The organism is Streptomyces sp. SDr-06 (genome assembly GCF_003324565.1).
Taxonomy (GTDB): domain Bacteria; phylum Actinomycetota; class Actinomycetes; order Streptomycetales; family Streptomycetaceae; genus Streptomyces.
This window is the reverse complement of record NZ_QOLA01000001.1, coordinates 88000-109074: the sequence shown is the minus strand read 5'-3', so window position 1 is coordinate 109074 and position 21075 is coordinate 88000. Positions and strand designations below refer to the sequence as shown.

20 protein-coding genes are annotated in these 21075 nt (G+C 72.1%); 7 read left to right on the top strand and 13 right to left on the bottom strand.

What is annotated here, in order from left to right:
• Positions 1–15: 15 nt before the first annotated feature.
• Both DT019_RS00480 and DT019_RS00475 read left to right on the top strand, forming a co-directional pair.
• Positions 16–501 carry an Asp23/Gls24 family envelope stress response protein gene (locus tag DT019_RS00480; protein ID WP_114034534.1) on the top strand — a complete coding sequence of 162 codons (486 nt, stop codon included), beginning with the start codon at positions 16–18 and terminating at the stop codon, positions 499–501.
• A gap of 33 nt (positions 502–534) precedes the next feature.
• Positions 535–864 carry a YkvA family protein gene (locus DT019_RS00475; RefSeq protein WP_114034533.1) on the top strand — a complete coding sequence of 110 codons (330 nt, stop codon included), beginning with the start codon at positions 535–537 and terminating at the stop codon, positions 862–864.
• On the opposite strand, the gene DT019_RS00470 is transcribed toward DT019_RS00475, so the two are convergent.
• Complete coding sequence (locus DT019_RS00470; RefSeq protein WP_114034532.1) at positions 821–2236, bottom strand: pyridoxal-phosphate dependent enzyme; 1416 nt, start codon at positions 2234–2236, stop codon at positions 821–823. The genes DT019_RS00475 and DT019_RS00470 overlap by 44 nt on opposite strands.
• A gap of 301 nt (positions 2237–2537) precedes the next feature.
• Between DT019_RS00470 and DT019_RS00465 the strand changes: the two genes are divergently transcribed.
• Both DT019_RS00465 and DT019_RS00460 read left to right on the top strand, forming a co-directional pair.
• The gene (locus DT019_RS00465; protein WP_189388994.1) at positions 2538–2897 is read left to right on the top strand and encodes a peptidase inhibitor family I36 protein; all 360 of its coding nucleotides are present in this window, start codon (positions 2538–2540) and stop codon (positions 2895–2897) included.
• A 97-nt stretch (positions 2898–2994) separates the two neighbouring features.
• A complete protein-coding gene (locus DT019_RS00460) occupies positions 2995–3903 on the top strand; it encodes a class I SAM-dependent methyltransferase (RefSeq protein ID WP_114034531.1) in 909 nt (302 codons plus the stop codon).
• Between the two features lie 60 nt (positions 3904–3963).
• Here the strand turns inward: DT019_RS00460 and DT019_RS00455 are convergent, their stop codons facing one another.
• The 5 genes from DT019_RS00455 to DT019_RS00435 form a co-directional block, all read right to left on the bottom strand.
• Positions 3964–5370 carry a hypothetical protein gene (locus DT019_RS00455; RefSeq protein WP_114034530.1) on the bottom strand — a complete coding sequence of 469 codons (1407 nt, stop codon included), beginning with the start codon at positions 5368–5370 and terminating at the stop codon, positions 3964–3966.
• 135 nt (positions 5371–5505) lie between these two features.
• A complete protein-coding gene (locus tag DT019_RS00450; protein WP_114034529.1) occupies positions 5506–6906 on the bottom strand; it encodes an amidase in 1401 nt (466 codons plus the stop codon).
• 190 nt (positions 6907–7096) lie between these two features.
• Positions 7097–7927, bottom strand: a complete 831-nt coding sequence (locus DT019_RS00445) for an alpha/beta fold hydrolase (RefSeq protein WP_114034528.1) — start codon at positions 7925–7927, stop codon at positions 7097–7099.
• Between the two features lie 170 nt (positions 7928–8097).
• Positions 8098–8499, bottom strand: a complete 402-nt coding sequence (locus DT019_RS00440) for a tautomerase family protein (RefSeq protein WP_114034527.1) — start codon at positions 8497–8499, stop codon at positions 8098–8100.
• A 149-nt stretch (positions 8500–8648) separates the two neighbouring features.
• On the bottom strand, positions 8649–9572 hold the full coding sequence (locus DT019_RS00435) for a glutaminase (RefSeq protein ID WP_114034526.1): 924 nt from the start codon (positions 9570–9572) through the stop codon (positions 8649–8651).
• A gap of 246 nt (positions 9573–9818) precedes the next feature.
• Here DT019_RS00435 and DT019_RS00430 point away from each other — a divergent pair, with 246 nt between their 5' ends.
• Positions 9819–11225, top strand: coding sequence for a cytochrome P450 (locus tag DT019_RS00430; protein WP_114034525.1), 1407 nt, complete (start codon positions 9819–9821; stop codon positions 11223–11225).
• Between the two features lie 173 nt (positions 11226–11398).
• Here the strand turns inward: DT019_RS00430 and proP are convergent, their stop codons facing one another.
• From proP to DT019_RS00415, 3 genes are all read right to left on the bottom strand, one after another.
• Positions 11399–12850, bottom strand: coding sequence for a glycine betaine/L-proline transporter ProP (proP, locus tag DT019_RS00425; RefSeq protein ID WP_114034524.1), 1452 nt, complete (start codon positions 12848–12850; stop codon positions 11399–11401).
• 446 nt (positions 12851–13296) lie between these two features.
• Positions 13297–13470 (bottom strand): CsbD family protein, encoded by a 174-nt coding sequence (locus DT019_RS00420; RefSeq protein ID WP_114034523.1) that lies wholly within the window; start codon positions 13468–13470, stop codon positions 13297–13299.
• Positions 13471–13723: 253 nt separating this feature from the next.
• On the bottom strand, positions 13724–14713 hold the full coding sequence (locus DT019_RS00415; RefSeq protein WP_114034522.1) for an alpha/beta fold hydrolase: 990 nt from the start codon (positions 14711–14713) through the stop codon (positions 13724–13726).
• Between the two features lie 143 nt (positions 14714–14856).
• Between DT019_RS00415 and DT019_RS00410 the strand changes: the two genes are divergently transcribed.
• Positions 14857–15462 (top strand): helix-turn-helix domain-containing protein, encoded by a 606-nt coding sequence (locus DT019_RS00410; protein WP_114034521.1) that lies wholly within the window; start codon positions 14857–14859, stop codon positions 15460–15462.
• Between the two features lie 72 nt (positions 15463–15534).
• On the opposite strand, the gene DT019_RS00405 is transcribed toward DT019_RS00410, so the two are convergent.
• Positions 15535–16047: a macro domain-containing protein gene (locus tag DT019_RS00405; RefSeq protein WP_114034520.1), complete on the bottom strand. Its 513-nt coding sequence runs from the start codon at positions 16045–16047 to the stop codon at positions 15535–15537.
• 61 nt (positions 16048–16108) lie between these two features.
• Positions 16109–18034 (bottom strand): hypothetical protein, encoded by a 1926-nt coding sequence (locus DT019_RS00400; protein WP_114034519.1) that lies wholly within the window; start codon positions 18032–18034, stop codon positions 16109–16111.
• Positions 18035–18246: 212 nt separating this feature from the next.
• Here DT019_RS00400 and DT019_RS00395 point away from each other — a divergent pair, with 212 nt between their 5' ends.
• Positions 18247–19134, top strand: coding sequence for an aminoglycoside phosphotransferase family protein (locus DT019_RS00395; protein WP_114034518.1), 888 nt, complete (start codon positions 18247–18249; stop codon positions 19132–19134).
• An 87-nt stretch (positions 19135–19221) separates the two neighbouring features.
• Here DT019_RS00395 and DT019_RS00390 read toward each other — a convergent pair whose 3' ends face one another.
• Both DT019_RS00390 and DT019_RS00385 read right to left on the bottom strand, forming a co-directional pair.
• Complete coding sequence (locus DT019_RS00390) at positions 19222–20544, bottom strand: aldehyde dehydrogenase family protein (RefSeq protein WP_114034517.1); 1323 nt, start codon at positions 20542–20544, stop codon at positions 19222–19224.
• Between the two features lie 166 nt (positions 20545–20710).
• Entirely contained in the window at positions 20711–21061 is a 351-nt protein-coding gene (locus DT019_RS00385; protein ID WP_114034516.1) for a PRC-barrel domain-containing protein, read from the bottom strand.
• Positions 21062–21075: the final 14 nt, after the last annotated feature.

The following is a 21075-nucleotide window of genomic DNA, read 5'->3' as shown; positions in this document are numbered from 1 at the left end:
AGGAGGTGGCTTCGCATGACGGAGCCGATGAGCCAGACCCCGCGCAAACCCGAGTCGGACGCGTTCCGCCCGGCCGCCGACAGCACGACGCTGGAGCCCGCGAAGGTCGGCGCGGGCGAGCCGCCCGCGACCCGGGGCAGGACCACCATCGCGGGCGGCGTCGTGGAGAAGATCGCCGGGATGGCGGCCCGCGAGGTGCCGGGCGTCAACTCCCTGGGCAGCGGGCTCGCTCGTACGCTGGGAGCGATGCGGCCCGGGCGCGCCTCGGCCACCCGGGGCGTGAAGGTCGAGGTCGGTGAGCGGCAGACCGCGATCGACCTGGAGATCGTCGTGGAGTACGGGGTGAGCATCGCCGACGTGGCCGCCGAGATCCGGCTGAACGTCATCGGGGCGGTGGAGCGCATGACGGAGCTGGAGGTGGTCGAGGTGAACATCGCGGTGAGCGACGTCCACCTGCCCGACGAGAGCGAGCCCGAGGCCCCCGAAAGCCGGCTTCAGTAACATCGCCGTCCCCGTGGGAAGGAAGGCGGCCCGATGAGCACCGAAGTGAAAGTGGCCCTGGTCCTGGCGGCCCTCGCGCTGCTCGCGGGCGCCGTGGTGACGGTGGTCCTGACGGTACGTCTGATCCGCGCCCGCAAGATCCTCAAGGACGCCGGGGTCCCGTTGACGCACAAGGCCGCCTTCTGGGGCGCCGTGCTCTACGTGATCAGCCCCGTCGATCTCCTCCCGGACCCGATCTACCTCGACGACATCGGAGTGCTCCTGCTGGCCCTGCGCACCCTGCACATGGCGGCCGCCGCGCCGCGCGGTCCGCAGGAGCTCACCGGGGTCGAGACAGGACGGCGCGGAGTTCGGCGGAGGTGACGAGGGCCTGGGCACAGCCGTCCCGAAGGACGACCGCGGTGTCCTGGGCGCGCGCCGCCAGCGTGTCGAGGGCGTCGCGGGCGGACTCGCCGTAGCCGAGCTGGGGGAGGGGTGGTTCGAGATGCCCGGACAGCGGGTCGGCCGGCGTCGCCCGGCCGTCGCGGAGGGCTGACTCCAGCGATGCCAGGGTCGCCGATCCGGTGAGTTCGGGCGCGGTGGGGCGGCGGCCGGGGCCCGCCGGGCAGGGGCCGGCCGGCACGACGGGCTCCGCGCCGCGCCCCTTGGCCGCGCGGAGCACCTCCAGCGCCTCACCGACCGGGGTGTGGGTGTTGAGGTAGGGGCACGTGGGGGCGTCGCGGTCCTCGGAGACCGCGTCGTCGACCCTGGCGGCGCTCGCGTCCCCGTCGAGGAAGCCGAGCCGCAGCATCCAGGTGTCGTTGAAGTACTTGGACAGGTACTGCCGTCCGGAGTCCGGCAGGATCACCACCACGAGGGCGTCCGGCCCGGCCTCGGCGGCCACCTGGTGGGCCGCGGCCAGCGCGGTCCCGGCGGACCCGCCCACCAACAGGCCTTGCTCCCGGGCGAGTTGGCGCAGGGTGTGCAGGGCGTGCCGGTCGGCCACGGGTACGATCCGGTCGACCACGCCGGGGTGGTAGGAGGTGGGCCACACGTCGTGGGCGGTGTCCGGGTGGAGGAAGTGCCCGGCCGCCTCGATGAAGTAGGGGCGCCCGTCGCCACCCGCGTACACGGAGGAGGCCGGGTCCGCCCCGATCACCTGGATGGTGTGGTCGCTGACTTCCTTGAGGTAGCGCCCGGCGCCGCTGATCGTGCCGCCGGTTCCGATGCAGGACACCAGGTGGGTGACGCGCCCCCGGGTCTGGCGCCAGATCTCCGGCCCGGTGGTGAGGTAGTGGGCCTCGGGGTTGGCCGGGTTGTCGTACTGGTTGGCCAGCCACGCTCCCGGTGTGGTCGCGGCGAGGTGGGCCGCGTGGTTCATGGGGTGGTCGGGATGCTGGCGCGGCAGCGCGCCCGGCCTGATCACCACCTCGGCGCCGAACGCCCGCAGGGTGGCGACCTTCTCCTCGCTGACGCGGTCCGACACGACCAGCACCGTGCGGTAGCCCTTCTCGGCCGCCACGAGGGCGAGGCCGATGCCGGTGTTGCCGGAGGTGGCCTCGACGACCGTCCCGCCGGGCAGCAGCAGCCCGTCCTTCTCCGCCCGCTCGATCATGCGCAGGGCGATCCGGTCCTTGGCGCTGCCCCCGACGCTCAGGTACTCCAGCTTCGCGTAGACGGCGGCGGGGCCCCTCGTGCGCAGCCGGACCAGCGGGGTGCCGCCGACGAGGTCGAGCGCAGACTCATATACGTCCATCACCGCACCTTAGCCAATGCCCCTGCGGCACAAACGCCTTGCCGGGGTGGCGAGTTGGGTCTCTTCCCGGAGCGCGGGCGGTGGTTTTCACCCCTGCCTCCCGGCGCGCGCGGCGGGCCGGGCGTGTCCCTGTTTCCCGTTGCCGGGGTCGACGGGAAACCCGTCGACCAGACCGCGGCGCGGCGACAAGACTCCTGGGCACCGGGCCGGACGGACGTCGGACCCGGGACGCCCTCGGGGCACGGGCCCACGAGGAAGCGACGGCCGCCACCGGTCGCACCGTCCGTCGAGGAGCATCCCCATGAAGCTGCGTTCCTGGTCCCTGGCCTCGGCTCTGTCCCTGACCGCCCTGCTCATGCCCGTCACGAACGCGGTGGCGGCCCCGGCCGCCCCGGCCGCGCCCTCCTGTACCCACGGGTCGATCTGCTTCTACACCGGCTCCCGCTTCGGCGGCCGCAGCTGGGAGTGGGTCGCCAAGGACGGCTACCACGACATGCCCGCCGCGTTCCACGACAACGTCGGGTCCTTCGTGGCCAGCGTCGACGGCTGCTTCATCAACTGGGACCCGAAGGAGACCCGGGTGGTGCGCAGCGGCGACAACCGGATCGACTACGGCTCCGACTTCGGCGGGCGGATCGACGGCGTGGGCCCGACCTGCTGACGGATCCGCCGCGCCGCGATCGCCGTACGGCACCGCGCTGTCCCGGAAACGGCAACGCAAGTTGCCGGGGCGGCCGGATGGGCGCACGCTCCTCCGCATGAGCGCACACAACGCATCGGGCCACACGCACGGCCACGGCCACGACCACAGTGACATCGACTGGGAGGCCATGGCCGCCCATCTGGAGAACGGCGGTGAAGTCCAGCTCCCCGTCCTGCGCGGGACGGCGGCCCGCCTGGCGGAGCTGCTCGTCCCCGAGCAGGAGGTCCGGCGCGTCCTCGACATCGGCAGCGGGCCGGGCGTGATGACCTGCGTACTCGCCGAGACCTTCACGGAGGCCGAGGTGGTGGCCGTGGACGGCGCGCCCGCGCTGCTCGACCACACCCTCGCCCGGGCCGAGCGGCTCGGCGTGGCCGGGAACGTGACCGTGAGGCACGCCGAGTTGCCCGGGGGCCTGGAGGGCGGAGGGCTCGGCGCGGCGGATCTGGTGTGGAGCAGCAAGGCCGTGCACCACCTCGGCGATCAGCAGGGCGCGTTGGACGCACTGGCCGACACGCTCAGCCCGGGCGGAATGCTCGCCGTGGCGGAGGGAGGTCTGCCCCCGCGCTTCCTGCCGCGTGACATCGGCGCGGGAAGGCCGGGTCTCCAGGCGCGGCTCGACGCCGCCCAGGAGTACTGGTTCGAGGCCATGCGCGCGGATCTCCCCGGCAGCACCCCGGTCGTCGAGGACTGGCCCGCGATGTTCCGCCGGGCCGCGCTCAGCGACACCGGCAGTTTCACGCTGCTGCTCGATCTGCCGGCGCCGCTGGGCGAGCCGGCCCGTACGTTCCTGCACGCCCATCTGACGCGGCTTCGGGAGACCATGAGCGAGTCGCTGGACGGGGCGGACCTCAAGACCCTCGACCTGCTCCTCGATCCCGGCGCGCCCGAGGGCATTCTGCGCCGGCCGGACGCCTTCCTCCTGTCCGCCACGACGGTCCACACGGGCGTACGCGCGGCGCGATGACCCGCTCCCGGGATGCGGCGTCCGCGCGCAACGGGCCGTCGCATCCCGGTGATGGGGAAGCTATCGCCCGACGTGACCGTTCGCGAGCGGCCACTCGCGGTGGAGGCTGCCCAGCGGAATGCGGTGCTCGATGACGGGCGTGCCGAACAGGGACAGATGGAAGTCGAGCCGGCCGTTCAGGTCGAAGCCGCCGTACGCCGCCCAGGAGGCGGACGCCGACGTCTTGCCGTCGCTGGACGCGGTCGCCTTGGCGTCGGCCTCGCCGCGCAGGTACGGGGCGAAGTCCGCGGTGACACCGACCGCTCCGTACAGCCCGACGGAGGCCTCGGCGCCGAGGGCTCCCTTGACGCTGCCCGCGGCGGTGACGCTCGCGTTCACCGGGGTGCTGTGCACGGCCGACGTGCTGACCGGGGCCCAGCCCTTGCCCGCGGCGTAGCTGCCGCCCACCCGGAAGTCGCCCTTGACGTCCTGCTGGACGTCGAGCGTGACGTGCCCGTCGGCCTCCACCTGCACATAGCAGGTCAGGTCGAGGTTGACGACGACCGGCACCGGACCCACCTGGATGACCGGGGCGCTGTGCAGCTTGGCGAACGGGATCCGCTTGGGCGCGCCGGCGCTCGCCGCGGCGCGGCCCTTGAGCGCCCACTGCGAGGACCAGTCGCCGCTCATGCCGAGGAACGCGGAACTCACCTTGAGCCCGCTGTCCTTGCTGCCGTCGTAGGAGAACTCCACCTGCGGGGCGAGCTGGACGAAGCCCGAGACCGACGCGGCCGCGGAGGCGGGGGCGTCCTTCGCGGTCTCCACCCCGGCGTTCACGTCGAGCCGCAGGTTGCCGAGGGGGAGCTTGGCGCCCTGGGGGCCGAACCGCACGCCCTGGCTCCTGGCCCAGGAGAAGGTGACGCCCTTCATGAGGGGCACGACGGTGACGGATGACGGGTCGACCGGGACCTTGCCGTCGGCCTTGTCGTCCTTGAGGACGGAGGCCAGCGTCGTGGCGGCGGTCTTCACCTCGGTGCCGCGGTCGGTCGTGCCCACGACCTCGGTGACCTTGGCGAGCAGCCCGTTGGGGGCGCCGGGCGCCGGTGCGCTGGCGATGATGTCGCCCGCGGCGACGGGCTTGTCGGAGGGCTTGCCGGGCGTGGGCGAGTGGCTCGGCTTCGCCGTGGGGGAGGGCGGGGCGGTGGATATGACGGCGCGCCGGCTCGCCGCGTCGTAGGAAGCGACCTTGAGGGATGACTTCTCCGGCTGCCCCTTGCCGCTACGGGTGCGGGCAAGAGGCGTCGGCGCGGCTGAGCCCTGCGGCGCGGCGTTCACTTCGAGCTGCTGGGCGCCGTCGACGGTCGCCGCGGGGGAGGAGGCGCCTTCCGGCCCGGCCGCCGCCGGGTGGCCGGGCGAGGAGCAGCCCGTGCCGGCCAGTGCGAGCGCGGTCAGGCCGGGGAGCAGGAGGCGTCTGGTGAGGGTGCGCACGTAGATGTGACCTTCAGGTTCGGGGGGTGGCCGTTACCGACGGGTAACGTGAAGATGATCATGCCATGGGTGTGCGGCCGTGGTCATCTCGGCGCCCCTCAACTCGCCCTCGGAGAAGGTCGGTTGAAGCTTCATCTACGACTGGGGCCGGGATGCCTCCAAGGGGGCCGTCCGACGCCAGGGATGAAGCCCTTCCAACTGCGCGGCCAGATCCAGCAGTTGATGCTCACAGCCGGCGCGCCCGACGAGCTGGACGGAACCGGGCAGCCCTGAAGGAAGCGTGCCGAACGGCACTACGAGAGCGGGCCGCCCCGAGAGGTTCCAGGCCGGTGTCATCGGCGAGCAGGCGGTGTTCACCAGCATGTTGGCCAGCCAGCCCCGCTCGTGCCAGGCGTCGGCGGGTGGCCCCGGGCGGGCCAGGGAAGGGGTGACCAGCACGTCGTACTTCTCGAAGAACGGCGCGAGGCGCTCGTTGAGCGCCGCCCGGTGGTCCGTGCGCAGCATGCCGAGCCGCCCCGCCAGCCGCCCGATCTGCGCGTGCCGCCGGGTGCGCGGCGCGAGCAGCCGTGGGTCCAGCCCCTGGGCGTCCTGCGCCGTGCCGCCGGTCCACCGGGCGAGGGAGACCGCGCCGAAGGACAGCGGATAGGGCGGATGGGCGGTCGTCACCTGGTGCCCGGCCCCGGCGAGAGCCCGAGCGGCCCGGCGGGCGAGCGCCGCGTACGCCGGGCCGACACGAACTCCCGCGATCGGGCTGCGCGTTGAGAAGGCGAGGGCGAGACCGCGCGGAGGGTTGGGCTCGGGGGCTGACGCGTCGCCGTCCATCCGGGCCCCGGCGCCCGTGGCCACCTCGCCCGCCAGCACCGAGAACATCAGCCGCGCGTCCGCCGCCGTCGTCGCGAGCGGCCCGTTCTGCGACATGCCGAACCAGCCGCCGCCGAGCTCGACCGGCACCCGCCCGGTGCCCGGCTTGAGGCCGACGAGACCGCAGTGCGCCGCGGGTATGCGCAACGAGCCCATGCCGTCGTTGCCGAGCGCGACCGGCACCAGGCCCGCCGCCACCGCCGCCGCGCTGCCCCCTGACGAGCCGCCCGCCGTACGGGTGGGGTCCCAGGGGTTGCGCGCGATGCCGTGCACCCCGTCCGTGGTCCCGAAGACACACAACTCCGGTACGTGGGTGAGCCCCACCACCACCGCGCCCGCCGCCCGCAGCCGGGCCACCGTGACATGGTCCTCGGCGGCCGGTGTCGCCGGGGTCGCGGCCGAGCCGTTGCGGCAGCTCTCGCCGGAGACCGGCAGGTTGTCCTTCACGGCCACGGGCACGCCCGCGAGCGGCAGCCGGGCGAGGTCCGTGCGTGCGCCGACCGCGTCGGCCTCCTCCAGCGCGGCGGCGGCGCGTACCACCCGGAACGCGCCCACGCGGCCGTCCACCGCGGCGATCCTGGCCAGATGGTCGGCGACCACCTCGCGGGGCGTGGCCTCCTCGCGGCGCACCGCGTCGGCGATCTCGACGGCCGTCCGGCCTGCCCACTGGGTCACGGTGGCTCCTCGGTGCTGGTGCGGTCTCTCGGGCTGAGGAGGCCACTGTCGTATGCCCGTACGCGTTCTGTCGATGGCGCGATCTTCCGTGGTGGCGGATCCGGTCGCCGGGCACCGCGGAGGTGCCGCTCGTCTCCGGGCCGGGGCGTGCCGGTCGGGGCGGCGGGCCTCGCCCTCCTCCGCCCCTACCTCACCGGCTCGCGAACTCCCGTAGATCGGCGTTGAGTTGCTCGGCGTGCGTCACGTACAGGCCGTGGCCGCCGTTCTCGTACAGCTTGAACATGTTGTCGGGGATGAGTTCCGCGCAGCGGCGGCCGGTGAGGTCGATGGGGGCGGAGGCGTCCTGGTCGCCGTGGATCACGAGGGTGGGGACGTCGATCTTGCGTGCCTCGGGGGCCATCTCCAGGGTCTCGAAGTTGGCCACGGCGGCGGTCGCGGCCCGGGGGGTGGCGCCGTGGCAGTCCTGGACCACCTTCTGGACGTAGGCGGCCGAGAGGTTGTTGCCGGGGTGGCCGAGCGCGAAGTAGTCCGCGGCGCCGCTCGAGAAGAACTCGGCCCGGTCCTTGCGGAACGTCTCGTTGGCCGCCTTGATCGCCTCGGCGGGAAGTCCGGCCGGATTGTCCTCACTGTGCACGATGCCCGGCGCCATGGCTCCCACCAGCACGAGCCGGGCCACACGCTCGCTGCCGTGCCGGGTCAGGTAGCGCACCGCCTCGGCCGTGCCGAGCGAGTGCCCGATCAGGGTGACGTCCCGCAGGTCGAGGTGGTCCAGGAAAGAGCCCAGGTCGTCGGCGAGCGTGTCGAGGTCGAAACCGCCCCAGACGTCCTGCGACCTGCCGTGGCCCCGGCGGTCGAAGCCGACGCAGCGGAATCCCTCCTCGGCGAGCGGAAGCATCTGGAACTCCCACATCTGGGTGCTGAAATACGCGCTGTTGACGAAGACGAGGGTGGGTCCGTCGGCCGGTCCGTAGTCGATGAAGTGGAGCGTGGTTCCGTCGGTGGCGGTGGTGAAGTACGGCATGGGACTCTCCCCGTCGAGTGGTGTGACCGGTCGCCGTCGCGCGGCGTGCACCCACTGTGGCCCGCGGCAGGAGGCGCCCGCGATTACCGCCGAGGTAATGGTTCGGCTGACGTGGTGCGGGTCCACGCGGTGCGAGGTGGCCTTGGTAGGACTCCGGGCGGGGGCGGAGGTCAGTCGGTCTCGTCCGGCTCGGGGTCGTACTGGGCGAGCCCGTGACCGAGCGACCAGTCGATCGACTCGTTCTCGGTGAGGGTGACGAACACGTTGCGCGGCTCGGTGTCCGCGTAGGCGTGGGCGAGTTCGGCGATGCGCCGGTAGAGCGCCCGCTTCCGGGCGGGGGTCCGTCCGGCCCGTAGCGTGATCGAGACATACACGATGCCGTGGTCGCGGGGCACGCCGAGGTAGTTGTCGTAGCGCAGCGTGCCGCGTATGCCGTCGTGACCGACCAGGACCTGGAACCGGTCGTCGGGCGGTACGCCGATGGTTTCGACCAGGGCGTCGTGCACGGCCCGGCCCAGCGCGTCGAGCCGGTCGCTGTCGGCCCCCAGTGCGTCGATGCGGACGAACGGCATGTCAGGTCCCCTTCCCGGTGGTCGTCGGCCCCGTCGAGCCGACGACTGTACATACTAGTAGGTACAAGAGGGAGAAGGTAAGGCACCCGACTGCGCCCGCCAGCGAAGGCGGGTCAACCGGAAGGCGGATCAGGCGACTTGACGGAGGGTCAGAAGACGGAGAGGCCCGTCAGGGTGGTGAAGCGGTCGAGTGCGGCGACCCCTGCCACCGAGTTGCCGCGTTCGTCGAGGCCCGGGCTCCAGACGCACAGGGTGCAGCGGCCGGGGACGACGGCGATGATGCCGCCGCCGACACCGCTCTTGCCGGGCAGCCCCACGCGGTGCGCGAAGTCGCCGGCCGCGTCGTAGGTGCCGCACGTCAGCATGACCGCGTTGATCTGCTTGGCCTGGCTGCGGGTGAGCAGGGACGAACCGTCGGCCCGTATGCCGTGCCGGGCCAGGAAGCCCGACGCACGCGCCAGATCGGCGCAGGACGCGTCGATCGAGCACTGGCGGATGTACTGGTCGAGCAGGTGTGGCACCGGGTTGGTGATGTTGCCGTACGACGCCATGAAGTGCGCGAGCGCGGCGTTGCGGTCGCTGTGCGCGGCCTCGGACGTGGCGACCTGCTCGTTGAAGGACAGCTGGGCGTTGCCGGACTCGGCGCGCAGGAACGTGCGCAGCGTGTCGGCCGCGGCGCCGGTCAGGGTCTGGAGGCGGTCGGTGACGACCAGGGCGCCCGCGTTGATGAACGGGTTGCGCGGAATGCCGTCCTCGTACTCCAGCTGCACCAGGGAGTTGAAGGGGTTGCCGGAGGGCTCACGGCCGACGTGCTCCCAGAGCTCCTCGCCTTCGCGGGACAGGCAGAGCGCGAGCGTGAAGACCTTGGTGATCGACTGGGTGGAGAAGGGGTGCTGCCACTCGCCGACCCCGTACACCGTGCCGTCGAGTTCGGCGACGGCCATCCCGAAGCGCTGCGGATCGGCCGAGGCCAGCACGGGGATGTAGTCGGCCGGGCGGCCGCGGCCCGGGGTTGCCGCGATCTCGGTGGCGATGCGGTCCAGGACCGACTGAAAGGACGAGGACACGCTCAACTTGCTCCGGCTTCCTGCGGCACTGCACGACTGCAACACCCTACGACAGGAGTCACACACGTGTGCGCAGGTGTCGGGGCGGCCTGAGCCGCCGGAGCGGCCTGCCGCACCCGTCCGGAGGCCGGGGGAGCGGTGCGACCGGGATCGTCCGAAAGGGACCGAGTCCGAGCGGGTCGCCTGTCGGGCCCGCGGGGTGGGTAGGGAGCAGTTACGTTGGGCCCCACCAGGCACATCCGGGGAGTTCCGTTGCCCGCATCCACCTTGCCGCTCCATGTCGTCCCCGGCCCGCGCGGCCTGCCGCTCCTGGGCAACCTGCCGGCCTTCGGGAAGGATCCGCTGGCCTTCCTCACGCGCTTGCGCGACGACTTCGGCGACGCCGTGACCTGGTCCCTGGGTCCGCGGCGCAGCCTCTTCATCTCCCAGCCCCGCCACATCGCGGAGCTGCTCGCGGCGCGTGAGGACACGTACGAGATCCTCGAAATCGGGTGGGCGTTCAAGCAGATCACAGGGCGGAGCGTCATTCTGAGCAAGGGCAGCGACTGGCGGCGCAAGCGCTCCCTGGTGCAGCCGACCGTGCGGCCGCGCCAGGTCCGCTCGTATGCCCGGACGATGGTCGACTGTGCCGGGGCCGCGGCCGACGGCTGGCGTGACGGCGCGCGGATCGACGTCCGCAGGGAGATGGCCCTCATCACCCAGCGGGTCGTCCTGCGCACTCTGTTCGGTAACGACCTCGGGCAGCAGACCGAGGCCCTGGGCGAAGCGATGGACGTCGCGGGGACCACGGTGGGGGACGAGGTGCGGGGCATCGGCCTGTTCCTGCCCGAGTGGGTGCGGACCCCGTCCCGGCGGCGGCTGCTCGCGGCGGTGGCCACCATCGACGCCGAGGTGCACCGGCTCATCAAGGAACGGCAGGAGACGGCCCGCGCCGCACGACCGGACGCGCCCAGGCCCGACGACGAGCGCGACGACCTGCTCACCCGGCTCCTCGCCGCCCGGGACGAGCAGGGCCGCCCGCTCTCGACGCAGGAGGTGCGCAACGAGGCCGTCACCCTCTGGGCCGCGGGCCACGAGACCACCTCGACCGCTCTGACGTGGGCCGTCCATCTGCTCGCCCGCGCGCCCGAGGCACGTGCCCGGCTCGAAGCCGAGCTCCGGGACGTGCTGGGCGGCCGGCCGCCCACCATCGACGACTACGAGCGCCTCACCTGGACCCAGCAGATCGTCAAGGAGGCGACGCGGCTCTATCCGCCGGTGTGGCTGATTCCCGCGGTGGCCCGCGATGGAGCCACGCTGGGCGGTACCCGCATCCCTGCCGGAACCATCGTCTGGTGCAGCACGTGGACGACGCACCGCGACCCCCGCTGGTTCACGTGCCCCGACCGGTTCCGTCCGGAACGCTGGGGTGCCGACGCCCCGGACGTGGTGCCCGACCACGCCTGGTTTCCCTTCGGCGGCGGCCCGCGCACCTGCCTCGGTGCCCGCTTCGCCCTGGTGGAGGCCGCTCTGGTCCTCGCCACCCTCGCCCAGCGCTTCCACCTGGACCTCCCGGACACCGACGTGCCGCCGCACGCGGGTCTGCTCCTGCAGCCCGCCGGCGTGCTCCACGCGACCCTGCGCAGAAGAAGCGCGGAAGATCCGGCTCGCGTCAAATAGCCAACAGACCACGTGCGGCGAAGCCCGGCTGCTCCGGGAGGGTGAGGCGGGGCGGGAAGCGCGCCGTGCTCGACCGGCGCAACAGAACGGCGGGCTCACTCCTGGATCCGCTCAGCGTGTCACGGCGCGCGGTCGCGCCCCCTGGGCTCGGCCGAGGGGGCGCGGGTGGCGCGTCAGGCGCGCTGGGCGGCGACGAGTTCCGCGGCTTCCTCCTCGGTGGCCACCGAGGGCGGGGATCCCTCCAGGGGCTGGCGGGCCGTCTCCTTCATGGCGAGCGCGGCCACCAGGCCGACGAGACCGGCCAGCATCGTGTAGAACGCGGGCATCAGGTCGTTGCCGGTGGCACCGATCAGACCCTGGACCACCAGCGGCGTCGTACCGCCGAACAGCGACACCGAGATGTTGAACCCGATGGACAGCGAGCCGTAGCGGATCGCCGTCGGGAAGAGGGCGGGCAGCGCGGAGGACATGGTGCCGAGGTAGCAGACCAGGGCGAGGCCGAGTGCGAGGAGCCCGGCGAAGACCGCTGCCGGACCACCCGTCTTGATCAGCAGGAAGCTGGGCACCGCCAGCACGATGAAGCCGAGCGAGCCGCCGATGAGCATCGGCCGGCGGCCTACCCGGTCGGAGAGCCGGCCCACGGAGTTGATGAGCGCCATCAGCACGATCATCACGACCACGATGGACATCAGCCCGCCGGTCTCGTTGAAACCGAGCGTCGAGAGGTACGTCGGCATGTAGGAGAGCAGCATGTAGTCGGTGATGTTGAACGCGGCGACCAGGGCCAGGCACAGCAGCATCGCCCGTCCATTGCCGAACAGGATGTGCTTGAGCGGCACCCGCTCGCGCTCGGCCTCGGGCGAGCCCGCCTCCTCCAGCTTCTTGAAGGCGGGCGACTCGTCGAGCTTCAGCCGGAGGTACAGGCCCACGAGGCCGAGCGGACCCGCCACCAGGAACGGGACCCGCCAGCCCCACTGCTGCATCGCGTCGTCACTGAGCAGCAGGGTGAGGGCGGTGACGAGCGAGGCGGCCAGCGTGTAGCCGATCAGTGTGCCGAACTCCAGGAAGGACCCCCAGAATCCGCGCCGCCGGTCGGGCGCGTACTCCGCGATGAAGGTGGCGGCGCCGCCGTACTCGCCGCCGGTCGAGAAGCCCTGGACCATGCGGCACAGGATCAGCAGGACGGGGGCCCACACGCCGATGGTCGCGTAGCTCGGGATCAGGCCGATGGAGAGCGTCGCGGCGGCCATCATGATCATGGTGAGGGCGAGGATCTTCTTCCGGCCCACCCGGTCGCCGAGCGGCCCGAAGAACATGCCGCCGAGCGGCCGCACCAAAAAGGCGGCGGCGAACGTCGCAAGCGACGCGATGACCTGCATGGTGTCGCCCGCGCCGGAGAAGAAGACCTTTCCGATGATCACGGCGAGGTAGGAGTAGACGCCGAAGTCGAACCACTCCATGGCGTTGCCCAGTGCGGTGGCCTTGACGGCGCGCTTGACCGCGGCCTCGTCGGTGACGGTGATGTCCGAGCGGCGCAGCAGGGGGTTACGCCTGCGGTGGACCGCCCGGAACAGCGAGCGGTGCCTGGCGACTGCCTCGGGCGGATGATCCTCGGTACTCAGCACGCAACGTCTCTCTCAGTCGGCGATAGAAGGGTGCGCCCTACATGGAACTCCCTCGGGGTGCCGCGGTTGTGCGGTGAAGGTCCCTTGTTGCCGGACCAAAGCCCCGGGCCGGTGCGGGGGCTTTGGTCCCGAACCGCGGCAAAGGGGGACACGTGCGCTCGAGGGCGCCAGGCGCAGGGGGCGGGGCGGTCCGCATCGGCCCTTGCGGGCCGGTCGCACCGCCCGGAATTCCGGTGAACGCGGTTGGGCGTGGAAGCCGGGGTGGCTCTACGTATTCCCCCGGAACCACGGGTGACCCCGTCCCTGAGGGCGCGGCCCGAGTCGAATGCGTCGGAATTCTGGGCGCGCAAGGCGATGCCGCCACCGGATTTCCCCGAGTTTCCGGCCCGTGAAAAGCGAGCATGCGCGGCACTTGCGCGCCGCGCTCGCTCCGCTCACTCGATGGCTCAGTGCTTGAATACGTCCTTGGCCTTCTCCTTGGCCTGGCGGGCATCGCCCTTGGCCTGGTCGACGCGGCCTTCCGCCGTGAGGCGCTCGTTGCCCACCGCGCGGCCGACCGCTTCCTTGGCCTTGCCCTTGACCTGTTCGGTCTTCGCCTTGGCCTTCTTCTCGCTCGACATGGAATGACCTCCACATGCGGTCGATTGCTTCACCCGACATCGACACACCTGGCCGTTCCGGCGGATTTCAAACGGGTGGACCGTGTCAAGAAAATGTGGCCGCGACGCGGCAGCCGGTGGCCCCGTCCAGTGCTCGAAGAGCCTGCATGCCGAACTCATCCAGGGGAAAGAGCTTTGTGTCCCGTTCCGAAAGCGTCATGTCGGCCGGTGTTCCGCTGTTCCGTGTACGCAAGCCCCGGCCGCGCCCGGCGGTTCAGCCCGTGAGGCTGTTGAGCCAGTCGGTCAGCAGGCGGTTGATCTCCTCGGGGCGTTCCTGCTGGATCCAGTGGCCGCAGCCCTCCACGAGGTGGGAGGCGGTGAGGCCGGGGAGGGTGGTGGGGAAGGCGTCGATGGCGTCGGACATCCAGGTGGTGGAGGCGTCCAGGGTGCCGCCGATGAACAGGGACGGCTGCTTGATCGGGGCGCCGCGGTGCGGGGCGAGGTCTTCCCAGTCGCGGTCCATGCTGCGGTAGCGGTTGAGGGCGCCGGTCAGACCCGTGCGCTCGAACTCCCCGGCATAGACGTCGAGTTCGTCCTCGGTCAGCCAGGCCGGGAGGACGCCGACGGGAAAGCGGTCACGCAGCCGGCCGCCGGGGGCGACGAAGTGCGGGTCGGGCTCGCCGTGGGCGGGCATGGTGTCGGCGGACAGGGCGGCGTAGAAGCCCGCGAGCCACCCCCGCACATCTGGCTCGATCTCCGTCTCGGCGCGGCCGGGCTCCTGGAAGTAGGAGACGTAGAACTCCTGCTCGGGGCCGCCGATCCGGCCGAAGACGTCGGTGGGGCGGGGGCCGCCGGGTGGCGCGTACGGCACGCTCAGCAGGGCGACGGCCCGGAAGACCTCGGGGTGGAGCAGGGCGGAGGTGGCGGCGATGGTGGAGCCCCAGTCGTGGCCGACGACCACCGCGTTCTCCTCGCCGAGGGCGTGGACGAGGGCGATGTTGTCCTCCACCAGGTCCAGCATCCGGTAGGCGTCGGTCTCCGCGGGCTTGGAGGAGCGGCCGTAGCCGCGCACGTCGATCGCCACCGCCCGGTAGCCGGCCGCGGCGAGGGCCGGGAGCTGGCGACGCCAGGAGTACCAGGACTCGGGGAAGCCGTGCACGAGCAGGACCAGCGGGCCGCTGCCCTGCTCGACCAGGTGAAGGCGCCCGGCCGGGGCCTCGACGGTGCGGTGGCGGAGTGCGGCGGACGGCTCGGCGGGCTGCATGGGGACTTCTCCTCGGCTCGCGGATGGATGCGGGTACGCGTCGATCATGCGGCGCAGCGACCGTCCACCGCGATGATCCTTGCCCATCTGGCAAACTCGCAGGACAGGATGGGGAGCGGCCCATCCGGAAGGGGGCAGAGCGGGTGGCGGGCGACGATGTGGCCGAAACGTCGGCGGCGATGGGCCCCCGGCTGCGGGCCGCGCGCGAACAGCGCGGCTCCACGCTCACCGGCGTCAGCCGCGCGACCGGCATCTCCCTGAGCACGCTGTCGCGGATCGAGACCGGCCGACGCAAGCCCACCCTGGAAGTGGTGCTGCGTTTGGCGAGGGAGTACGGCGTCTCCCTGGACGAGCTGGCCGGCACCGCCCCCGCCGCCAGGCCCCGCACCTCCGCCCTCCAGCGTTTCGGCGACGACAAGGCGGTGCTGCCGCTGACCCGGTACGTCGGGGGCCTGCACGCCCACAAACACGTCCTGCCCGCCGTCCAGGAGCCGCCCGCGCGGCCCCGGCAGGTCTCCCACGACGGCTGGGAATGGCTGTGCGTCCTGTACGGGCGGCTATGGCTCGCACTCGGCGACCAGGACCTCGTCCTGAGCGCCGGGGACGTCGCCGAGTTCGACACCCGCGAGCCTCACGGGGTCGCGAACGCCGGCCTCGGCGGCCCGGTCGAGTACCTGATCATGTTCGGGCCGCAGGGAGAGCGCCTGCGACCACGCACCCTGCCCGCCCCCGGCCCCGGGGCCCGCTAGCAAGCGGCGAACGAACGGCCTGACCTCCCGGATACGCCCCTGCGAACCCGGCCCAGCGCCGTTCAGCCGATGTCAACTGCCCTCAGCGGCAGGCGGATTGGCGCCCCGCCCGTCGTAGTCGTACACGGTCACGGGTATGCCCCGGTCGACGAGCCGGGCCGTGATCAGTGGTTCCACCCTGGACCAGGTGCCGCCCGCGAGACCGCAACCGATCCTCGGCATGTGGACCGAGGCGCCCAGCTCACGGGCCTTGTCGGCGAGTGTGCCGAGAGCCGTGTCGATCGCCTCGTACCGCACGGGCACGCCCTTGCTGCCCGTGCGGATGCCTCGCTGTCCCACCATGTTCGCCACCCACAGATGGCGGTCGACCCGCACGAACTGCACCGCGCCCAGGCCGAAGTCATGGCCCGCACGGTCACGGTGCCAGCGCCGGTAGGCCGCCTCCGGTTCCGGCCAGCGCCGGGACACGGAGACCACGAAGCCCTTGCCCCAGCCCCCGAGGTCGTTGCAGACATGCGCGATCAGCTTGACGCCCTTGCCGTGTGGTGAGGTGGCGTCCCCTCGTACATACGTGATCCCCGTCATGCCGCAAGCGTACGGAGCCCCACTGACAACAGGGCTGTGACCTGCGGGCTTCGGGCGCGGGTCAGGCGCGGCCGAAGAACCGCTTCAGGCGGCCCGCGCGGGCCGGTGGGGGTGAGGCGGGTGGTCGTTGCCGCGCCAGTTCGGCGAGGCGCTCGTGCGTCTGCCGACGCGCCTGCTCGTCCTCGGGCCTCGGTTCCGCCTGGCCCTCGCGGTCGAGTTCGGCCATGGTGCGGGCCAGGCTCAGCGCGCCGCCGTCCGCCCAGGGGCAGCACAGCATCAGCGCGCAGATCGACTGAAGGGTCGTCACATCACGCTGCTGGGAGCTCGTGGCCACGTCCAGGAGCCGGACCCCCAACTGGGTCGCGATGTCGGCCCGGGTCTCGGGGTGTGTCCAGGCGATGGTGACCAGGGCGAAGGCCGCCGCCTCGTTGACCCAGTCCTCGGAGCCGAGGAGCAGATCGAGCAGCACTCGGCGGCGGTCGGACTCGGCCCAGGGCTGATCGGTGCGGTGGTGCGCGATGCCGAGGCAGGCGAAGGCCTGCACGCCACGGACCCAGAGCTCGGGCCGGCGGGCCAGCAGCGCGCGCCCCAACTCGTCCTCGCGCGGCGCGGGCGGGTGGGCGAGGGCGCCGAGGAGATCGGGGAGCGGGAGATCCGCGAGCCGGACCGCGTGGTCGTAGGCGGCGGGCAGGGTGGGCCACGAGATCTCGGCAGTGGCCCGGATCAGCTCGGCCGCCTCGGCCGACGGCGCCGCTACGGCGGGGCGGGCGGCGAGTCCGTCGTACGCCCATATCCGGGTGCCGACCTCGCGCAGCGTCCTGCGGGGGTCCGGCTCCGGCAGTGACTGGTATTCGACCGTGGCGCGCGGGAAGGCGAGGCGCATCGCAAGCAGCGAGCTGGGCGGCTCCAACTGGGAGGCGGTACAGGCGATTTCGCTGTCGCGGTTGCTGGAGGGCGAATTCAGGAACTGGTGGAGGACGTTGACGGTTGCCTCGGTGGCCGGGTGCACCATGCCCAACCAGGGCTTGCGCCAGGAGAGTTGGGCCAGCAGCTCGTGCGCGTAGTCGTGGTCGGGGTGGGCGCGGTGGTGGTCGGCGAGGGCGAGCAGATGCGTGGTGCCGCCGTCGATCCGGTGGCGCAGCCCGTGCAGTGCGGGCGCCGCCTTGGGGTGGTCCGGCTCGGCGGCCAGGACCCGTTCCAGCCACGGCAGCCCATCGGCCGCACGCCCGGTGGCCCCGTACAACTCGGCCAGGTCCACCGCCAGGTAGTCGTCGAACGCGTGGGCCAGCTGGGCTTCCCAGACCGCGAGGGCCTCGTCGGGCCGACCGTCCGAGCGCAGGGCGTTGCCGAGCATCACGGCGGGCATGAATCCGGGGGCGGTCCGCTGGGCGTGCTCGGCGAGCCGGACGGCCTCGGCGGTGTCGCCGAAGCGCCGGACCAGTCCGGAGGCCATCGCCGACAGCAGGGCGTGATCCGGATGACGCGCGGCCACGGCCCTGACCAGCTGCTCGAAGGGCTGCAGCGGGGGCCGCTGCTCCTCGGGCAGGGGGTCCGGAAGGTGTCCCGCGACCCGGGTCACCGACTGCGCCAGCGCGTCCGGACTGAGCAGCGCCACCAGTTCGGGGTCGGTGAGCCAGGCGGCGTCCGCCCAGGGCTTGGTGCGGTCGAAGGCGATGGCCGAGGCGATGAGCCCGACGGCGGCGTCGCGGTCCCCGGCGGACGCCTCGACGTGCGCCCGGCACACCAGCGTGCCCAGATACACCTCCCCTTCGACGGGGAAGAGGTCCCGGGCGGCCGCCGCGCCGCCCGCCTTGGCGCACAGTTCGGCCAGGGCCTCGTGCAGCTCGGGCAGCTGCGGTTCGTGCAGCATGGCGTCGGCCAGATGCCGTGCCGCGTGGGGAAGGTCGTCGTCGTGGAGCGCGAGACGAGCCACCGACACCTCGCCTCCCGCTGCCAGCCGTTCGTCCCCGCACTCCGGATGCCGCATTCCCTGCTCCCCCTGAAACCAGCCGTTGTCGAGCGCTGAGGCTATCCCCTGGGTGCGGCCGGGTCGAACCGCCCGGATCATGCCGCCGAACCGTTGTCCTCGCTGGTCAGGAGAGTGCTGTCGGCGGGCGTGCGCCCGGGAGCGTCAGCGGCAAAAGGGTTTGACGTCGGCGGTGCGCGGCGGTGAGATGGCGCGCCATGAGCGCGGATCGGATGCATGACGGCCAACACCCCCTGGACGGCGACCTCGTACGGAGGCTGATCGGCGCGCAGTTTCCCCAGTGGGCGGGGCTCGCGGTGGAACGGTTTCCGTCGGGCGGCACGGTCAACGCCATGTACCGGCTCGGCGACGACAAGGCCGTACGGCTGCCGTTGGTGAGCGGCGGGGCCTCGGACGTATTGCTGGAGGGGGAGTGGCTGCCCCGCCTCGCGCCCCTGTTGCCCGCCGCCATTCCCGAGGTGGTCGGCGTCGGGAAGCCCGGGGAGGGGTATCCCTGGCCCTGGTCGGTGTATCGGTGGCTGCCCGGGCGGAATCCCGAGGCCGGGGCACTGGATGAACCCCTGCTGCTTGCCAAGGACCTCGCCGCCTTCGTGACCGCGATGCGCGGCATCACCCTGCCGGGGGCGCCAACAGCCCATAGAGGGGGCCCACTTGGCTCGCTCGACGCGGAGACCCGCGGCGCGATCGAGCGGCTGCGGCGGATCCCGGAGGAGGGCGTCGACTGCGACGCGGTGGCGGCCGTGTGGGACGAGGCGCTGCGTGCCCCGGACTGGGAGGGCCCGCCGGTCTGGCTGCACGCCGATCTCATGCCGGGCAACCTTCTGGTGGACGGCGGCAGGCTCGCCGCGGTGATCGACTTCGGGTGCCTGGGGATGGGCGACCCGGCCTGTGATCTCTTCCCCGCGTGGAACCTGCTTCCGGCCGGTGCGCGGGAGGTCTTCCGCGAGGAACTCGGCGTGGACGACGCGACCTGGCGTCGTGGGCGGGCCCGCACGCTCTCCCAGGCGGTGATCGCGCTGCCCTACTACCGCGCGACCAATCCGGCGATGACCCACAACGCCCGGCATGTGATCACCGAGGTGCTGAGGGAGTGGATGTGAGGGTCAACGGGGGTGCTGCACGGGCGAGTTGGCGGCGTACGTGACTGTGCCCTGGACGGCTATGTCCAGGGCACAGGCGTGGTCGCGTCAGCCGAGCGGCTTCTCGAGCACCGCCTTGCGGTGGCTGAACGTCTCGATCGAGTACCGGCCGTGGTAGCTGCCCATGCCGCTCTCGCCGACTCCGCCGAACGGCAGGTCGGAGACGGTCAGATGGGCGAGCGGCAGCCCGAACCCGAGGCCGCCGGACGAGGTCTCGGCGGCCAGGCGCTCCCGGGTGGTGTCCGCGTCGGTGAAGGCGTACAGGGCGAGCGGCTTGTCGCGGTCGTTGATGAAGTCGATCGCTTCGTCCAGGCCCGCCACGGTGACGATCGGCAGGATGGGCCCGAAGATCTCCTCCTGCATGACCGGGGCCTTGGGGTCGACGTCGGCCAGAACGGTCGGCGCGATGTACTTGGCGGCCCGGTCGGTGGTGCCGCCCGTGACGGCCCGCCCTGAGTCGAGCAGGGCGCTGAGCCGGTCGAAGTGCCGCTCGTTGACGATGCGCCCGAACTCGCGCGAGCTCTGCGGATCCGCGCCGAAGAGCGCCTCGACGGCGCGGGCGAACTCCGGCTCCAGGGCGCGGGCCGTCTCCGGGTCGGTGAGCACGTAGTCGGGCGCGACACAGGTCTGCCCGGCGTTGAGGAACTTGCCCCGGGCCAGCCGGTCGGCGACGGCGGACAGGTCGGCGCCGCGGTCGACGAACGCCGGTGACTTGCCGCCGAGTTCGAGGGTGACGGGGGTGAGGTGCTCGGCGGCGGCCCGCATCACGATGCGGCCGACCATGCCGTTGCCGGTGTAGAAGATGTGGTCGAAGCGCTCGGCGAGCAGCGCGGTGGTCTCGGGTACGGCACCTTCGACCACGGCGACCGCGGAGGTGTCGAGGTACTGGGGGAGCAGGCGGGCGAGGGCCGCGGAGGCGGCGGGGGCCAGCTCGCTGGGCTTGACGACGACCGCGTTGCCGGAGGCGAGCGCGCCCAGCATCGGGGTGAGCAGAAGCTGGACGGGGTAGTTCCAGGGCGCGATGACCAGGACGACGCCCAGCGGGTCGTACCGCGTCCACGCCGTCGCGTCCGCGCCGAGGTGCCCGGGCACCGGGGCGGATTCCGGCCGCAGCCACTCGGCGAGGTGATCCAGGGTGTGGTCGATCTCGCGGACCGTGAAGTCGATCTCGGTGCGGAAGGCTTCGGTGGGGCTCTTGCCCAGGTCGGCGTGGAGGGCTTCCGCCAGGTCGGCCCCGTGCGCGGTGAGCATCTCGCGCAGTCGGCGCAGCTGGTCGACGCGCCACTCGACGGGCTTGGTGCGGCCGGAGCGGAACGTGGCGCGCAGCCGGGCGACGATCTCGGCGGGCTGCTCGGGGGTGTGGTCGTTCACGATGCCTCGCTGATCAGGGCCGACCCGATCGCCGTGAGGCGTTCACAGGCCGGGCCGAACGGTTCGATGCACATGCCAACCATTGAGGTCATCAATAAATTCCGCGGGCGCCGGAACTACTTTCCGTAAGCGGATCGGCACGGGTGTGTGGGGGGAGCCTGGAGCGCTACATGCGGGGCTGGCCGTAGTACCTCGCGAACTGCTCCAGATAGGAGGGCTCGCCCGCGTGCTTGGCCGCGTCGTACTCGGGGGCGTCCTTGACCTGGTCCTTGGTGCGGTCGACATGGACCGTCCGCTCGGCGGCGTCGACGCGCTCGATGGTTCCGACGGGCAGGAGTACGTGCCTGCCGAAGATCCAGGCGCCGGTGTCGACCACGAGATACGCGGCGCCGACGGCTTCCGAGTGTTTGTCGATCTTCCCGATGTGGCCGTCGGTGGCCTCCACCCGGTAGCCGACCAGGTCGACTCCCGCACGGTATCCGGCAGTTGGCCGATAGTCCCAGATCTCGTGGCTCACCGTCTCACCTCTCC

Bases quoted from the DNA above. Each gene is read 5' to 3' on its own strand.
- DT019_RS00460 (WP_114034531.1), top strand. From the start codon at position 2,995: ATGAGCGCACACAACGCATCGGGCCACACGCACGGCCACGGCCACGAC.
- DT019_RS00470 (WP_114034532.1), bottom strand. From the start codon at position 2,236: ATGGACGTATATGAGTCTGCGCTCGACCTCGTCGGCGGCACCCCGCTG.
- DT019_RS00400 (WP_114034519.1), bottom strand. From the start codon at position 18,034: ATGCGGCATCCGGAGTGCGGGGACGAACGGCTGGCAGCGGGAGGCGAG.
- DT019_RS00420 (WP_114034523.1), bottom strand. From the start codon at position 13,470: ATGTCGAGCGAGAAGAAGGCCAAGGCGAAGACCGAACAGGTCAAGGGC.
- DT019_RS00445 (WP_114034528.1), bottom strand. From the start codon at position 7,927: ATGCCGTACTTCACCACCGCCACCGACGGAACCACGCTCCACTTCATC.
- DT019_RS00475 (WP_114034533.1), top strand. From the start codon at position 535: ATGAGCACCGAAGTGAAAGTGGCCCTGGTCCTGGCGGCCCTCGCGCTG.
- DT019_RS00440 (WP_114034527.1), bottom strand. From the start codon at position 8,499: ATGCCGTTCGTCCGCATCGACGCACTGGGGGCCGACAGCGACCGGCTC.
- DT019_RS00480 (WP_114034534.1), top strand. From the start codon at position 16: ATGACGGAGCCGATGAGCCAGACCCCGCGCAAACCCGAGTCGGACGCG.
- DT019_RS00395 (WP_114034518.1), top strand. From the start codon at position 18,247: ATGCATGACGGCCAACACCCCCTGGACGGCGACCTCGTACGGAGGCTG.
- DT019_RS00415 (WP_114034522.1), bottom strand. From the start codon at position 14,713: ATGCAGCCCGCCGAGCCGTCCGCCGCACTCCGCCACCGCACCGTCGAG.
- DT019_RS00465 (WP_189388994.1), top strand. From the start codon at position 2,538: ATGAAGCTGCGTTCCTGGTCCCTGGCCTCGGCTCTGTCCCTGACCGCC.
- DT019_RS00405 (WP_114034520.1), bottom strand. From the start codon at position 16,047: ATGACGGGGATCACGTATGTACGAGGGGACGCCACCTCACCACACGGC.